The sequence below is a fragment of the Sulfitobacter mediterraneus genome (assembly GCF_016801775.1).
Lineage (GTDB): Bacteria > Pseudomonadota > Alphaproteobacteria > Rhodobacterales > Rhodobacteraceae > Sulfitobacter > Sulfitobacter mediterraneus_A.
This window is the reverse complement of record NZ_CP069004.1, coordinates 850840-866393: the sequence shown is the minus strand read 5'-3', so window position 1 is coordinate 866393 and position 15554 is coordinate 850840. Positions and strand designations below refer to the sequence as shown.

Annotated in this window: 13 protein-coding genes; 9 read left to right on the top strand and 4 right to left on the bottom strand. The window is 60.1% G+C overall.

Going from position 1 to position 15554, the window contains the following annotated elements:
* Positions 1–24: 24 nt before the first annotated feature.
* The 5 genes from JNX03_RS04165 to JNX03_RS04145 all read left to right on the top strand — a co-directional run bounded on the left by JNX03_RS04165 (position 25) and on the right by JNX03_RS04145 (position 4195).
* Entirely contained in the window at positions 25–1545 is a 1521-nt protein-coding gene (locus tag JNX03_RS04165; protein ID WP_203211179.1) for a class I adenylate-forming enzyme family protein, read from the top strand.
* Positions 1538–2185 (top strand): DsbA family oxidoreductase, encoded by a 648-nt coding sequence (locus JNX03_RS04160; RefSeq protein WP_203211178.1) that lies wholly within the window; start codon positions 1538–1540, stop codon positions 2183–2185. The genes JNX03_RS04165 and JNX03_RS04160 overlap by 8 nt, the downstream gene beginning before the upstream one ends.
* Positions 2186–2305: 120 nt before the next feature.
* A complete protein-coding gene (locus JNX03_RS04155) occupies positions 2306–2473 on the top strand; it encodes a hypothetical protein (protein WP_203211177.1) in 168 nt (55 codons plus the stop codon).
* Positions 2470–2877 carry a hypothetical protein gene (locus tag JNX03_RS04150; protein ID WP_203211176.1) on the top strand — a complete coding sequence of 136 codons (408 nt, stop codon included), beginning with the start codon at positions 2470–2472 and terminating at the stop codon, positions 2875–2877. The genes JNX03_RS04155 and JNX03_RS04150 overlap by 4 nt, the downstream gene beginning before the upstream one ends.
* A gap of 88 nt (positions 2878–2965) precedes the next feature.
* The gene (locus JNX03_RS04145; RefSeq protein WP_419584924.1) at positions 2966–4195 is read left to right on the top strand and encodes a multidrug effflux MFS transporter; all 1230 of its coding nucleotides are present in this window, start codon (positions 2966–2968) and stop codon (positions 4193–4195) included.
* A gap of 12 nt (positions 4196–4207) precedes the next feature.
* Here JNX03_RS04145 and mfd read toward each other — a convergent pair whose 3' ends face one another.
* On the bottom strand, positions 4208–7672 hold the full coding sequence (mfd, locus tag JNX03_RS04140) for a transcription-repair coupling factor (RefSeq protein WP_203211175.1): 3465 nt from the start codon (positions 7670–7672) through the stop codon (positions 4208–4210).
* 31 nt (positions 7673–7703) lie between these two features.
* Entirely contained in the window at positions 7704–8231 is a 528-nt protein-coding gene (locus JNX03_RS04135) for a component of SufBCD complex (protein WP_203212127.1), read from the bottom strand.
* Positions 8232–8351: 120 nt separating this feature from the next.
* Here JNX03_RS04135 and hemB point away from each other — a divergent pair, with 120 nt between their 5' ends.
* Together hemB and JNX03_RS04125 are read left to right on the top strand one after the other, a co-directional pair.
* Positions 8352–9353 carry a porphobilinogen synthase gene (hemB, locus tag JNX03_RS04130; RefSeq protein ID WP_203211174.1) on the top strand — a complete coding sequence of 334 codons (1002 nt, stop codon included), beginning with the start codon at positions 8352–8354 and terminating at the stop codon, positions 9351–9353.
* A gap of 173 nt (positions 9354–9526) precedes the next feature.
* Positions 9527–10093, top strand: coding sequence for a YSC84-related protein (locus tag JNX03_RS04125; RefSeq protein WP_203211173.1), 567 nt, complete (start codon positions 9527–9529; stop codon positions 10091–10093).
* A gap of 23 nt (positions 10094–10116) precedes the next feature.
* Here JNX03_RS04125 and JNX03_RS04120 read toward each other — a convergent pair whose 3' ends face one another.
* Positions 10117–11355 (bottom strand): PAS domain-containing protein, encoded by a 1239-nt coding sequence (locus tag JNX03_RS04120; protein ID WP_203211172.1) that lies wholly within the window; start codon positions 11353–11355, stop codon positions 10117–10119.
* A 52-nt stretch (positions 11356–11407) separates the two neighbouring features.
* Positions 11408–12436: an NAD(P)-dependent oxidoreductase gene (locus tag JNX03_RS04115; protein ID WP_280526499.1), complete on the bottom strand. Its 1029-nt coding sequence runs from the start codon at positions 12434–12436 to the stop codon at positions 11408–11410.
* On the opposite strand from JNX03_RS04115, the gene JNX03_RS04110 reads away from it, so the two are divergent.
* Positions 12390–14858, top strand: a complete 2469-nt coding sequence (locus tag JNX03_RS04110; RefSeq protein WP_203211170.1) for a penicillin acylase family protein — start codon at positions 12390–12392, stop codon at positions 14856–14858. The genes JNX03_RS04115 and JNX03_RS04110 overlap by 47 nt on opposite strands.
* Positions 14855–15418, top strand: coding sequence for a pseudouridine synthase (locus JNX03_RS04105; RefSeq protein WP_203211169.1), 564 nt, complete (start codon positions 14855–14857; stop codon positions 15416–15418). The genes JNX03_RS04110 and JNX03_RS04105 overlap by 4 nt, the downstream gene beginning before the upstream one ends.
* The last annotated feature ends 136 nt before the right edge of the window (positions 15419–15554 follow it).

Below are 15554 nucleotides of genomic sequence, written 5' to 3'. Positions count from 1 at the left end.
GCGCGGACGCGGTAGCGCGGATATATGGACCTTACAGCCGAAAACGACCGTTTCCCACCCTGCCCCGCGCCCTTTAACATGGCCGAATATGTGCTGACCTCCGGCGATGCTGAGGCAGATAAAACCGCCCTGATGATTGTCTCCGGCACGGACGTGGAGGAATGGAGCTATGGCCGGTTGCGCAGCGCAGTGCGCGGCACGGCGACAGGATTGCTGCAACTGGGGTTGGTGCCCGGGGATCGCGTTCTGATGCGTCTTGGCAATACGCCGGATTTCCCGCTGGCCTATCTGGGCGCACTGGCCGCAGGTCTGGTGCCGGTGCCGACCGCGGCGGCATTGACCGAGGCAGAGGTGGCGAAGATGTTGCCGATGCTCAAGCCCGCCGCGGTTCTGCGCGACCCGGATGTGGCCAGCGCCCCGGCCCCTCTTGAGGTCTCGTTGGAACGCTTGCGGGCCATGCGCGACCTGCCGCCTGCCGCATGGCATCGGGGCGATCCCAACCGGCTGGGATATATCATCTATACCTCTGGCACCTCCGGCAAACCTTCAGCGGTGATGCATGCACACCGGGCGATCTGGGCGCGGCGGATGATGTTCGATGGCTGGTACGGTCTGCGGGCGCAGGACCGGCTGCTGCACGCGGGCGCGTTCAACTGGACCTATACCCTTGGCACCGGGTTGATGGACCCATGGACCTGCGGCGCAACCGCATTGATCCCGGAGGCCGGAACTGCGCCATCCGCGCTGTGGCAGTTATTGCAAGACCACGATGCGACAATTTTTGCAGCCGCTCCGGGGGTTTATCGGCAGATGCTCAAGTCGGACCATGCGCCCGTCCTTCCCCATCTCCGCCATGGTCTCAGCGCCGGTGAGAAGATGGCCGATGGGGTGCGTGGGCATTGGAACGCCGCCACCGGCACCGCGATTTATGAGGCCTTTGGCATGTCGGAATGTTCCACATTCATTTCGGGCTGTCCGGACCATCCGGCAAGCCCCGGCGCTTTGGGCAGGGCGCAACCGGGGCGGCGCGTCTGCCTGATGGGCGATGACGGACCCGTCGAAGCTGGTCAGTCCGGCATTATCGCCATTCACAACACGGACCCCGGATTGATGCTGGGATACCTGGATGCGCCGGACCAAACAGCCTCGCGCTATCGCGGCGATTGGTTCCTGACCGGCGATCAGGCGCAAATGGATGCGAACGGGCAGATCACCTATCTGGGGCGCAATGACGATATGATGAACGCGGGCGGCTTTCGTGTTTCGCCACTTGAGGTTGAGGCCGCGCTGGCCGCTGCGCCGGGGATCACCGGTATTGGTGTGGTCGAGGTGACCATAAAGGAGGGCGTTTCCGTGATCGCCGCCTTCTACACCGCGCCTGCCCCACTGGACCATCAGGCGCTGGACCAGTATGCCAAGGACAATCTGGCGCGGTACAAACAGCCGCGTCTTTATCTACATGTGCCGGAGCTGCCGATGGGCGCGAATGGCAAACTGCTGCGCCGGGCGTTGCGGGCCGATTATGAGGGCAAGAACAATGCGTGATCCGATCAAGCTGGACATTATGTCAGACCCGATTTGCCCGTGGTGCTATATCGGCAAGGCGCATCTGGACAAGGCGCTGGCACAGCGGCCAGACCATCCTTTCGTGATCGAATGGCATCCGTTTCAGCTCAACCCCGACATGCCTGCAGGCGGAATGGACCGGCGCGACTATCTTGAGGGCAAGTTCGGCGGCAAGGAAGCGGCGGTGCGGGCCTATGCCCCGGTGGTGGAACATGCTGAGAAAGCGGGCCTGAACATCAATTTCGAGGCGATGCAGCGCACGCCCAATACGCTCAATGCCCATCGGCTGATCCATTGGTCGGGCATCGAGGGGCGGCAGACTGCGGCGGTTTCGGCCCTGTTCAAAGCCTATTTTGTCGATGCGCGGGACATTGGCGATGCCGAAGTTCTGGCAGATATTGCTGACAGCATCGAAATGGACGCCGCGGTGGTCGCCAAACTGCTTCTGACCGACGAAGACACACAGGCCATCCGTGACCGCGATGCGCACAGCCGCCAGATGGGGATCAGCTCCGTTCCGACGTTCATTGTTGGCAACCAGCATGCCGTGCCGGGCGCACAACCACCTGCGCTTTGGCTCAAGGTGATTGACGAGTTGACCGGCGCTGATCCGTCCTGACTGTGGCGTTTGGGGTACAGTTGCACAGCCCAGCGGCCCGCGCCCTTTTGCCTATCCGCACAAGCTGACGTAGAGTTCTGTTCATAAGGGGCGTTAGACCCCATCGAGAGAGCGGGTAAAATGGCAGACAAACAGGCAAATGTGCCTGCCCCGAACACAGTGGAAGTGTTTGGCAGAGCAGGGCTAATATTCACATCACTGACCACGGTCGATACCAGCGGCATCAAGGCGATCTGGCGCAATGAAAGCGTTGCAGCCTCCGCCCCGCAACTGGAGCGGCCAGCATGATGAAACTGCGCCCTGCCCGCTATCGCTCTGTGCTGACCTATGGCGCATTTGACCTATTTGGCCCCGATCAGATCCGGTTTTTGCAGGAATTAACCCGTTTGGGCAGCGATGTGATTGTCGGCTGCCGCACCGATGGGTTCAGCGCTCTATGCGGCCTGCCTTGCAACAACAGCTTTGGACAACGGCGCAACATGTTGGAGAGGTGCCGGTTTGTGTCAAAGGTGATCACCCAGGATAGCTTTGCCCAAATACGAACCGACATCGTGAACCATGACATCTGCGCCCTTATCGCGGCGCCAAACTGCGCCGGCCCCTTCGATGGGGTGCAGGATATTGCACAAATACTGCACCATGAGGGCGCGGAGATGTCGTATTCCGACAATTCTATGTCGCTGATAGCTTAAACCCCCACCGACCCTTGCACAATCCGGAATACCGATTGCCGCTATTGCAACCTTGAGTTATGCCTTGTGCACATTGAGGGAGCATTTCGTGACAGAGCAATCAGACCGGTTTGCCATGGGCCGCGCCGAATTTGTTGCGCTCATCGCGATGATGTTCGCAACGATCGCCTTTTCGATCGATGCAATGCTGCCGGCCCTGCCGGTTATGGGGGCCGAACTTGCCCCGGATGCCCCTCAAAACGCCGCCCTGATCCTGACCAGTTTTGTGCTCGGCATGGGGCTTGGCACCTTTATAAGCGGTCCGCTGTCTGATGCCTTTGGACGGCGGCGGATTATCTTTATCGGTGCGGGCCTCTATATTGTCTCGGCGGCGGTGGCCTGGGCCAGTTCCACACTTGAGGTGATGCTGGTCGCGCGGCTGTTTCAAGGGCTTGGTGCATCCGGTCCGCGGATTGTTGCGGTGGCCGTTGTGCGTGATCTTTATGCGGGCCGCGAAATGGCGCGGATCGTGTCAATCGTCATGCTGATTTTCACCCTGATCCCTGCCTTTGCCCCGGCCATGGGCGCTGTGATTATCGCCGGTGTTGGATGGCGCGGTATCTTTGTCGCCTTTATTCTTTTCTCAATTATATCCGTGGTTTGGATGGGCCTGCGCCTACCGGAAACGCTGCCTGTGGAAAACCGCAGGCCGCTCAAATTTCATCTGATGCGCAGCGCGGTTAGGGAAATGTTCGCCCACCCCGGCGTGCGGATCTCGATCTTTGTGCAATCGCTTGCCATGGGGATCTTGTTCCTGACCTTGATGCGCGTGCAGTCAATCTATGACGTGACCTATGGCCGTGCCGAAAGCTTTCCCTATTGGTTTGGTGCGATTGCCCTTGTCGCGGGCAGTTCCAGCCTGCTGAATGCCAAGCTTGTGATGCGCTTTGGGATGCGGCGGATGGTGACGATGACCCTTGGCGCACAGATCATCATCTCGGCCGCGCTGCTGGTCAGCGGGGTTGCGGATATGGCAGAACCTTACGGGTTTGCCGCCTTTCTCTTCTGGCAGACCTGTTGTTTCTTTCAGGCCGGGCTGACCTTGGGCAATCTCAATGCCATCGCGATGGAGCCGATGGGCCATATCGCGGGCATGGCCGCCTCTGTTATCGGGTCATTTTCGACCGTGATTGCCGCTGTTGTGGCCTCGCTGATCGACATCTACTTTGATGGCGGGGTGCAGCTTTTGTTTGCGGCCGTGATGGCCATGGCGGTGATCGGCTTTGCCCTGATGCTGCAATTGGGGCGCATAGAGACACAGATGCAGGCGGCGGAGTAAGCCGCCCGCAGCTCAGGCCTTGACCTTTTTGCGCTGTTTTTCCTTGGCAATCACATGTTCGGCCAGATCGCGGGCGATGGCAAAGGCGCCTTTGATCTTATCGCTGTCCTTCTTCCAGTCGCGGCGCACAACGATCTTGTTGTCGCGCACCTTGGCCAACCCACGCTGATCCTCGATGAATTTCACCAGACCTTCGGGCGATGCGTATTTGTCGTTGTGGAACTGGATCGTGGCCCCCTTTGGCCCGCCGTCCAGCTTGGCAATGCCAGCCCGTTTGCACATGGCCTTGATCCGCACGACAAGCATCAGCGTGTTTACCTCACGTGGCAATTTGCCAAAGCGGTCAATGAGTTCGGCGGCAAACCCTTCCAACTCCACCTTGGTGCTAAGGCCCGACAGGCGCCGATAAAGTCCCAGACGCACGTCCAGATCCGGCACATAAGCCTCGGGAATCAGGACAGGCACGCCCAGATTGATTTGGGGCGCCCATTGGTCATCAGCCTCAGAAAGCCCTTCCATCTCACCGGCTTTGATCTTGGCAATCGCCTCTTCCAGCATGGATTGGTAAAGCTCAAAGCCGACATCTCGCATCTGGCCGGATTGCTCTTCGCCCAGCAGGTTCCCTGCCCCGCGAATGTCCAGATCCTGAGAGGCCAGCGTAAAGCCCGCGCCAAGCGTGTCGAGCGATCCAAGCACGCGCAGACGCTTCTCTGCCGTGGCGGTCAGCCGCGCACGCGGTTTGGTGGTCAGATAGGCATAGGCGCGGGTTTTGGACCGGCCGACCCGGCCGCGGATCTGGTAAAGCTGTGCCAGACCAAACATATCGGCGCGGTGCACGATCATGGTATTTGCGGTTGGGATATCGAGACCGGATTCCACGATTGTCGTGGCCAGCAGAATGTCAAATTTGCCATCGTAAAAGGCATTCATCCGGTCATCGAGTTCCCCCGCTGCCATTTGCCCGTGTGCAATCACATAGGTCAGCTCAGGCAGCTGGTTTTTGAGGAATTCTTCGATTTCCGGCAGATCGCTGATGCGCGGCACCACGTAAAAGCTTTGTCCGCCCCGATAATGTTCGCGCAGCAGCGCCTCGCGCAGGGTCACGGCGTCAAATTCGCTGACGTAGGTGCGGATCGCCAGACGATCTACTGGCGGCGTGCCGATGATGCTCAGATCGCGCACGCCAGTGAGGGACAATTGCAAGGTGCGCGGGATGGGTGTCGCGGTCAGGGTCAGAACATGTATGTCAGAGCGCAGCTGCTTGAGCCGCTCTTTGTGACCAACGCCAAAATGCTGCTCTTCGTCAATTACGAGCAGGCCAAGATTTTGAAATCTAATGTTTTTCGCCAAAAGCGCATGGGTGCCGATCACAATGTCGACGGTGCCTTTGGTCATCCCGTCACGGGTCAATGCGGCGTCTTTTGCGGTGACAAAACGGCTGAGCTGCCGAACATTGATTGGAAAGCCGCGAAACCGTTCGGCAAAGCTTTTGTAGTGTTGGCGGGCCAGCAAAGTGGTCGGCGCAATCACTGCCACCTGCGCACCTGACATCGCCGCAACAAAAGCCGCGCGCATCGCCACTTCGGTCTTGCCAAAGCCGACATCGCCGCAGACCAAACGGTCCATCGGGTTTCCAGAGGTCAGATCGTCGATCACATCGCCGATGGCCCGCAATTGATCATCGGTTTCGGTATAGGGAAAACGGGCCGAGAATGCGTCCCACATGCCCGCGGGCGGCTCCAGCACCGGCGCTTTGCGCAGGGCGCGTTCGGCGGCAATCCGGATCAGCTTGTCCGCCATCTCGCGGATGCGTTCCTTGAGCTTGGCCTTCTTGGACTGCCACGCGCCGCCGCCCAGACGGTCCAGCAGCCCTTCTTCATGGCCGTAGCGCGACAGCAGTTCGATGTTCTCGACAGGCAGGTACAGCTTGGCCTGTTCGGCGTATTCCAGCACCAGACATTCATGGGCGGCCCCGGCGGCGGTGACCACCTCCATGCCCAGATAACGCCCTATGCCGTGATCGACATGCACCACCAGATCACCGGGGCTGAGGCTTTGGGCTTCGGTCAGGAAGTTCTCGGCGCGGCGCTTGCGCTTGGGCGCGCGGATCAACCGGTCCCCCAGCACGTCTTGCTCTGAAATCACCGTGAGGCCGGGGGCTTCGAAACCGTGTTCCAGCGCCCAAACGGCCAGATGCAACCCGCGTTTACCGATCCGCGTGGCGTTGGGCACCGGGATCGCCTCGGCCAGACCTTCGTCTTCGATCAGACCGGTGAGCCGCTCGCGTGCGCCTTCGGAATAGCTGGCAATCAACACCGGCCCGTCTTGAAGTTTTGCTTTCACATGGGACGCCAAGGCACCAAAAAGGCTGATAGATTCCTGTTGGCGTTCGGGTGCAAAGTTGCGGCCAATCCGTGCGCCTGCGTCCAGAACATTTGGGCCTGTCGGCTGCGGCAACGGATTGAACTGGATCATCCGGTGTTCCTGCGTGGCCAAAAGCCAAGCCTCATCCGTCAGGTAAAGCCCCTCTGGCGGACTGGGCTTATAGACGCTGTCCATGCGGCTGCGGTTGGCCATGGCCAAACGGCGGGTTTCATATTGATCCGCAATGCTGTCCCAACGGGCGATGCGTGTGGGCGTGACCTGATCATCCAGCGTGATCGTGGCCTGCGGCAGATAGTCAAACAGGGTCTCCAAGCCATCGTGAAAGAACGGCAGCCAATGTTCCGCCCCTTGATGCTTGCGGCCCGCACTGATCGCCTCATACAGCGGATCATCGGTCCCGGCGGCACCAAATTCGATCCGATAGTTTTGCCGAAACCGGGTGATGGCAGGTTCATCGAGAATGACCTCGCTGACCGGGGCAAGTTCCACCAGATCAAGCTTTTCGGTGGTCCGCTGGGTGGCCGCGTCAAACCGGCGCGCGCCGTCCAGCACATCCCCAAAAAGATCAAGCCGCACCGGCCCCAGATCACCGGGCGGGAAGATGTCGATGATCCCGCCGCGCACCGCGTAATCGCCCGGCTCCATCACCGTGGGACTTTGGACAAAACCCATGCGCACCAGAAAATTGCGCAGCGCGGCCTCGTCGATCCGGTCCCCCACACGGGCAGTGAACGCTGCATCGCGCAGGATGGCGCGGGCCGGCACCCGCTGTGTCGCGGCGTTCAGGGTGGTCAGCAGGATAAATTTCTCCGGCATGCCATGCACCAAGGCGGCCAGTGTCGCCATCCGCTGCGCCGAAATATCAGCATTGGGCGACACCCGATCATAGGGCAGGCAATCCCAGCCGGGAAAAGTGACGACGGGCATGTCAGGTGCAAAAAAACTGAGCGCGGCCTTGATCGCGGCCATGCGTTTGTCGTCCCGCGCGACGTGCAATACCGGCGCATCGCTTTTGCCGATTTCGGTCAGGATCGCCTGGGCGTCAAATCCTTCGGGAACCCCGGACAGGGTGAGTTTGCTCTTTTGTGCCATACCGTCTCACTTGGCGCGGGCGGGCGCGCAGTCAACCGCCAAGTGCGCCAATGGTCATGTTCTGATACATGCCCCAAAGCGCGGTCACGAAAATCGAGATCATGCCGATAATTTGCGTGTAAAGCCGGTGCCGCATCAGCCGCTTGTGCAACAGATCGCCAGCGGCCTCTTCCATCTGGATCAAACGGGCTGTCGACAGGCTCAACATCCCGATCAAGGACAGCGGAAAGCCCAGCAGAAACACCGCTTGGGCAAATTCCATGCCGTAGACAAACCCCATCAGAACCAGCATCGTCAAAAAGAAGCAGCCAAAGCCCAGCAGCCAAAGTCCGGACACCCGTCCGATATAGAGCAACCGATTGACGTTGATCCGCACCATATCTTCGAGGTCCACCTCGGCCTGTCCGGCATGGCGCCGCGCCCGCAGAACCATGTCATAAGGCACGCCCAGCACCCAATGGCTGGCCGTGGACCAGACCACTGCAAGCACTATCCAGAACCACAGGTTCGAGAAAGAGCGCATGTCAATCAATTCAAAAAGAGTTTGATACCAGTCCAAGGTCGTCATCCACTTTGGCAGAATGCGCAGGACATACCCAAGCCGCCCGGCAATTCCTAGCCTTGAGGAGGCAGATTTTTCGTGGCAAGCCTTGGGGAAGACAAATTGAGGTATTTTTGCATGCACCCTGTCCACGCCCCCTTCCCCGCTACACGCCTGCGCCGGAGCCGTGTTTCCCCTGCCATGCGGGCCTTGGTGCGGGAAAATGCGCTTGAGGTCGGTGATCTGATTTGGCCGATTTTTGTGCGTGCCGGAAATGACATTGTGGAACCTGTGCCCTCCATGCCCGGTGTGATGCGCCGCAGTGTGGACAAGGTGGTGGAGGCCGCAGCCGAGGCCGATGCACTGGGGATCGGTGCGATTTGCGTGTTTCCCTATACCGGACTTGAGAACCGGACCGAGGATTGCGCCGGTGCCTGGGATCCGCAAAACCCGGCCAACCGCGCCATCGCGGCCATCAAGCAAGCCTATCCCCATATCGTCGTGATGAGCGATGTGGCGCTTGATACCTATAACATCAACGGCCACGACGGGTTTGTGGAGGATGGTATCATCGTCAACGATCGCACCGTTGAGGCTTTGGTCAAGATGGCCCTGAGCCAGGCAGAAGCCGGCGCGGATATCATTGGCCCTTCGGATATGATGGATGGCCGGATTGGCGCGATCCGGTCCGCGCTTGAGGGCGCGGGTCATTCCTCCGTTGCGATCCTTAGCTATGCAGCCAAATATGCCTCTGCCTTTTACGGTCCCTTCCGCGATGCGGTTGGCGCTTCGGGTGCGCTCACGGGCGACAAAAAGACCTATCAGATGGACCCTGCCAATTCGGACGAGGCGCTGCGTCTGGTGGCGCGGGATCTGGCAGAGGGTGCGGATATGGTCATGGTCAAGCCGGGCCAGCCTTATTTGGACATCTGCCGCCGGGTCAAAGACCAGTTTGGCGCGCCCACATTCGCCTATCAGGTGTCTGGCGAATACAGCATGATCAAGGCTGCCGCCCAAAACGGCTGGATCGATGAGGAACGGGTGATGATGGAAAGCCTGATGGCGTTCAAGCGGGCCGGATGTGACGGGGTTTTGACCTATTTCGCCCCTGCAGCGGCACGGATCCTGAACGGAGGGTGAGCGGGCCGCAGGGGGAAGCATAGAGATGGCGACCCTCTTCGCCGCGATTTGATCGGTCGCCCAGCGGCACCATTTCGCCCATGGGTCTAAAGCGCATGACAAGGGGCGAAAACCCGCCTATGATTGCGCTCAATTCGGAAAAACCGGCATCAGGCAACAAACAGGCAAATCAAATGAGCAATCCGATTTATTCACGGCGTGCGTTTACCCTCGGCGCAATGGCGTCTGTCGGGGCCGTCGCGGCCTGCGGCAACGGTATTGGCGGGCGCGGACCGCAGACCATTGACGCGCGGGTCGATGCGACGATCAACGAAATGTACCGCAGCTTTCCCAACACGCAGCAACTGGCGGCCAAGGCCAACGGGATGCTGGTGATGCCGCTGGTCACGGAGGCCGGTTTGGGCCTTGGCGGTGCCTACGGGCGCGGTGCCTTGCGCGTCAATGACATCACCGTGGACTATTATTCGGTCGCCAAAGCCTCTGGCGGGTTGCAGATCGGCGCACAGCAATATGCGCATGTTCTGTTCTTCATGACCGAAGAAGCGCTTGGCGATTTCCGCCGTGCGCCCGGTTGGGCGGCGGGGGCCGATCTGGAATATGTGATCTCTGACAAGGGTGACAGCGTCGCGGCAGAGACCACAACCGCACTTGCGCCGGTTTTGGCAGCGGTCTTTGGCCGGGCAGGTCTGCGGATCGGTGCCACCCTTGAGGGCACGAAATACACGCGCATTATCCCCTGATTACAGATCACCGGCGGAAGGCGCTATGCGGCCTTCTGCCGGGATTGCGTCAACCGTTCCGCCGCCTCAAGTATCTGCTGCACAGCACCGTCCATCTTGCTCAGCAGGTCATCGAGATCGGTCTGCGCCTTGCCCAACTGCTGGACGATTTCATCAAGCCCATCAACCCGTTCCGCGATGCGCGAGCGTTCGATCTTGCACATCACCCGTGTCATTTCCAAACCCGCTTTCAAGCGTCTGACATCATTGCAAATCTTTGAAAACGCGCATACCCTGTCGGACACTTCCACCACTGCCTTATGCGCCTTGCAGATGAAATCCGACTGCTGGCCCGACAACAAGGCCATTTCGTGGGGTTTGTCCTGCCCTTCGATCACAGGCTCAACAGCAAAGTGTTGCAGCAGATCATGTTGCACCCGCGAGACCCCGTGCAAAAATTCGGCCTGCAACAGATAGTCATTTCCGAGCAATGATTTCTCACTGAATGTCGCAACCGCATCGGCCAAGGATTGCGTCATTTGGCGGTGGTTGTTTGAAATCACACTGATCGGCCCGTCTGTTCCCTCCAGCCGGCCTGCCTGAAGGCGCATATTATAGGGGATCTGGTTGGTCTGTTTGAAGATCCGCACCACGTCACCGGCATGATCTTCGATTTCCTTCACGCCTTCCTTGATGGAGAGGATTGACCTGAGCCGCCAGTCCACTGGCCGTTGCAAGGCGATGTCGCGCTGTCTGGTTTCCTCGGTCAAGGCTTGGGTCATGAAACTGTCGTAATCGCCGTGACCTGCCGATTGGACAGCGGTCAAGAAAGCGGCACTGCTGGCCTCGGGCGAAAGACCCTCGTTGCGCTCACGATGGCACAGATCGATGTACATCTGCTGCGCCTGGCGAAACATCTTGCTGCCTGGTTTGATCCGAACAGAGACAAACCCCTCCTCCAACGGACAAGCCACGGCAAGCACCCAATAGTGACTGCCGTCTTCGGCCTTGTTCTTGATATAGCCGCAGAACGGTTTCCCATCTGCCAGCATCGACCACATGAGATGAAAGACACCGCGCGGCATATCGGGGTGGCGGATCACATTGTGAGGTGCGCCGATCAGATCGGCCCAATCGTAGACCGACACCCGTTGAAACACCGCATTTGCCGCCAGAATGATCCCCCGGCGATCGGTCCGCGAATAAAAGATATCGTCGATGCCGAAATGCCGGGATTCAAACCCACTTGGGTCTTGGGCAGCGTGAGAGGGGGCAGCGGTCATGGAAAATCTCCCGAAACTGCCCCCCTGATGTCAAAGAAACCTTTGCAAAGGGTTAAGTGTCATGGGTTCCGTCCAGGGCCCGCAACCGCTGGATCAGGCTGGAGGTGTCCCAGCGCCCGCCGCCGATTTTCTGCACGTCTTTGTAGAACTGATCCACCAGCGCGGTGATCGGCAGGCTGGCTCCGGTTTCATCGGCTGTGTCCAGACAAATCCCCAGATCCTTACGCATCCAATCCACCGCAAAGCCGTGGTCAAATTCGTTGTCCAGCATGGTCTCATAGCGATTGGCCATCTGCCATGATCCAGCCGCGCCTTGGCTGATCACTTCGACAACGGCACGTCCGTCCAGCCCGGCCTTCTCGGCAAAATGCAGCGCCTCGGACAGGCCTTGCACCACACCGGCGATGGCAATCTGGTTGCACATCTTGGTCATCTGGCCCGCGCCACTGTCGCCGATGCGGCGGCAAATCTTGGAATAAACCTCCATCACCGGCAACGCGCGATCAAACGCGCCCTGATCACCGCCGCACATGATGGACAGCTGGGCATTTTCCGCACCCGCCTGCCCGCCGGAAATCGGTGCATCCACAAATGAGATTTGCGCCGCATCCGCCGCTGCATAAAGCTCTCGTGTGACAGCGGCCGAAACGGTGGTGTGGTCGACAAAGATGGCCCCCGCGTCCATTCCGGCAAACGCCCCATCGTCGCCGACGCAGACGGACCGCAGATCATCATCATTGCCCACACAGGCCATCACACATTCGGCGCCTTGCGCAGCCTCGCGCGGGGTCGCCGCTGCCTGCCCGCCATAGGTCTTGGCCCAATCTTCGGCCTTGGACGCGGTGCGGTTGTAAACCGTGACCTCATGCCCGGCCTTTTGCAGATGCCCTGCCATGGGCGCGCCCATTACTCCAAGTCCCAAAAATGCGAGCTTTGCCATCTGCTTTTCCTTGTCTGCCAGTTGCGCTATTGCGATTAGATACCTAACACCTCGTGCGCCTTGGTCAATCGGTGCCGCCTTATCGGAGCGTTCAATGGCCCTCATCTTTCGCTGGCTGGTCCGGCTTGCTGTCTTGTTGATCGTGTTGAGCGTGCTGAGCGTGACCTTGATCTATTGGATCGCCGCACGGTCCCTGCCCGATTACGATGACGAGGTGGCGGTGCGCGGGCTGGGCGCAGAGGTCGAAATCGTCCGCGACAACGCCAATGTGCCGCATATCTTCGGCCAGTCCGATGCAGACGTCTTTTTTGGTCTCGGTTTTGCCCATGCGCAGGACCGCATGTGGCAGATGATCAATCTGCGCCGCACCGCGCAAGGACGGCTGAGCGAGGTCTACGGCAGTGCCACGCTGAACATTGACAAGCTGCTGCGACGCTTTGATATCTATACGCTTTCTGTGCAATCGGTTGAGGCTCTGGCGCCCGAAACCCGCTCCGCGCTTGAGGCCTATTCCGCAGGCGTAAACGCCCGCCTGACACAGATCAATACCGAAGCCCTGGGGCGCGGTGCGCCTGAAATGCTGCTGTTCAACGCGCCCATGGCGCCTTGGCGGCCGGCAGATTCCGTGGCCATCGGTAAGCTGATGGGCTTGCAGCTTTCGGGCCATCTGGAGGCCGAGGTGATCCGCGCGCGCAGCTCTCTGGCCCTGCCGGATGCGGACCGGCTGTCCGATATCCTGCCCGATGCGCCCGGAACCGGCGTGGCAGCCCTGCCGGAATACGCCGCCCTTGTGCCCGGCACCAGACAATTTTCAGCCAACATCCCGCTGGATCCGCACCCGCTGTCGCCTTTCAAACATATGGCTTTTGCGGGCGCATCAAACGCCTGGGCGGCAGCCCCCTCGCGCTCGGCCTCCGGCGGCACCTTGCTGGCCAATGATCCGCATCTTGGCTTCACCGCACCGGCCATCTGGTATCTGGCCCGGCTTGAGCTGCAATCGGGCGGCGTGATCGGCGGCACAATCCCCGGCATGCCCGCCGTGATGACCGGGCGCAGCGCCGATTTGGGCTGGGGGCTGACCTCGGCCTATGTCGATGATCAGGACGTCTATATCGAAGAACTGAACCCCGAAAACCCGCAGGAATACCGCACGCCAACAGGGTTCAAACAATTCCGCACACGCTCTTCCATCATCACGGTCAAGGATGCAGATCCCGTTACCCTGACCCTGCGCTGGACCGATAATGGCCCACTGCTGCCGGGCAGTCACTACAATCTGGCCGCGGTCACCCCGCCGGGCCACGTGGCCTCGGTCAACTGGACAGTGCTGAGCGGGCGGGACACCACGCTGGACGCCGCGATGGGTGTGATGGAGGCCAAAACTGTTGAGCAAGCGATTGAAGCCGCCCAAAGCTATATCGCACCGGCGCAGAACCTGACGCTGGTGGACCGAAGCAAGATTGCGATGAAAACCATCGGCGCGATGCCACGCCGCGATGCGGATCATCAAAGCCAGGGGCGCATGCCCTCACCGGGCTGGATCGCGGCAAACCGTTGGCAAGGCATGCTGCCCTATACCGCCAACCCCGAATTTGTCGCGCCCGCAGGGGGCATTCTGGGCAATACCAATAACAAGACCGTGGACCGTCCGTTCCCCAACCATGTTTCCTTTGTCTGGGGTGATACGCAGCGGGTGCAACGCTGGAACCGGTTGATGCAAACTCGGCAGGTCCACACCCGCGACAGCTTTATCGAGGCGCAGCTGGACACGGTCAGCTTCACCGCGCGGTCCCTGCTGCCCCTGATCGGCGCAGAGCTGTGGTTCACCGGTGAGGCCGCAGCAGAAGGCACAGCCGAACGCCAGCGCCAGCGGGCGCTGATCCTGCTTGCGGCATGGTCCGGCGAGATGAACGAACACCTGCCGGAACCGCTGATCTACATGGCATGGCTGCGGGCGCTTCAGGACCGGCTCATCCAGGACGAACTGGGCCCATTGGCAGCGGAGTTTGATCACGTTGAGCCGCTCTTTATCGAAAGGGTGTTCCGCGATGTGAACGGCGCGGCGGCATGGTGCGACGTGCTGCAATCGGCCCAGACCGAAAGCTGCCCGGAAATGGCCCGCCTCGCCCTCGACGACGCCCTGTTGTGGATCAGCGAAACCTGGGGCGGAGAACTGGAAAGCCTGCGCTGGGGCGATGCGCATCAGGCCACCCACGACCATCAGGTGCTGGGCGATGTGCCGGTGCTGCGCTATTTCATGAACATCCGCCAGTCCACTTCAGGCGGCGATAACACCCTGCTGCGCGGCCGTACCAAAGGCAGCGATCCAGACCCGTTTCACAATGTGCATGGCGCGGGCTATCGCGGGGTTTATGACTTTGCCGACCCAGACAGCTCGGTGTTTGTCACCTCCACCGGGCAGTCGGGGCATTTCCTGTCGCGCCACTATGACGATCTGGCACAGCTTTGGCGGCGCGGTGAATATATCCCGATGTCGCTGGACGCTGATCTGGCCCGGGCTGCCTCGGTTGGCATCACGATCCTGACGCCGGAGACCCCATGAACCGCGTGATCCTTTTCAACAAGCCTTTTGGCGTGCTGTCGCAATTCACCGACAAAGGCACCGAGGGCAGTGCACGTCCCACCCTTTCGGGGTTCATTGACGAGCCGGGCTTCTACCCTGCTGGACGCCTCGACAAAGACAGCGAAGGTCTGCTGGTGCTCACCGACAACGGCGCCCTGCAGGCCCGCATCGCCCATCCAAAATACAAACGCCCAAAAACCTATCTGGTCCAGGTCGAAGGCACACCGGACGCGGCCGCCTTGGACGCTCTGCGCAAAGGCGTGACGCTCAAGGATGGCAAGACCGCCCCGGCCACCATCACCCAGATCGATCCGCCCGCAGACCTGTGGGAGCGCGATCCACCCGTGCGCTTTCGCAAATCCGTGCCGGACGCCTGGCTGCAAATCACTATCCGCGAGGGCCGTAACAGACAGGTGCGCCGCATGACCGCCCATGTCGGCCTGCCGACATTGCGGCTGATCCGCAGCCAGATCGGCGCTTGGCACCTGAATGCACTGCGCCCCGGCACATGGCGTTGGGCCAGCGAAACCGGCGCCTGACCTCCGTTCCCTTTTTGGCCCAAAATATTCCGGGGGAGTCCGCAGGACGGGGGCTGGCCCCCTAGCCCGCTCTCACAATAAAATGACAGAAAATCTCAAGGGGCCGGAAAATTTCAATTTTTCCGAACAAGAATTT

Excerpts from the sequence above, each read along its gene's own strand:
- hemB (WP_203211174.1), top strand. The coding sequence starts at position 8,352 with ATGCACCCTGTCCACGCCCCCTTCCCCGCTACACGCCTGCGCCGGAGC.
- JNX03_RS04110 (WP_203211170.1), top strand. The coding sequence starts at position 12,390 with ATGGCCCTCATCTTTCGCTGGCTGGTCCGGCTTGCTGTCTTGTTGATC.
- mfd (WP_203211175.1), bottom strand. The coding sequence starts at position 7,672 with ATGGCACAAAAGAGCAAACTCACCCTGTCCGGGGTTCCCGAAGGATTT.
- JNX03_RS04150 (WP_203211176.1), top strand. The coding sequence starts at position 2,470 with ATGATGAAACTGCGCCCTGCCCGCTATCGCTCTGTGCTGACCTATGGC.
- JNX03_RS04125 (WP_203211173.1), top strand. The coding sequence starts at position 9,527 with ATGAGCAATCCGATTTATTCACGGCGTGCGTTTACCCTCGGCGCAATG.
- JNX03_RS04160 (WP_203211178.1), top strand. The coding sequence starts at position 1,538 with ATGCGTGATCCGATCAAGCTGGACATTATGTCAGACCCGATTTGCCCG.
- JNX03_RS04105 (WP_203211169.1), top strand. The coding sequence starts at position 14,855 with ATGAACCGCGTGATCCTTTTCAACAAGCCTTTTGGCGTGCTGTCGCAA.
- JNX03_RS04165 (WP_203211179.1), top strand. The coding sequence starts at position 25 with ATGGACCTTACAGCCGAAAACGACCGTTTCCCACCCTGCCCCGCGCCC.
- JNX03_RS04155 (WP_203211177.1), top strand. The coding sequence starts at position 2,306 with ATGGCAGACAAACAGGCAAATGTGCCTGCCCCGAACACAGTGGAAGTG.
- JNX03_RS04120 (WP_203211172.1), bottom strand. The coding sequence starts at position 11,355 with ATGACCGCTGCCCCCTCTCACGCTGCCCAAGACCCAAGTGGGTTTGAA.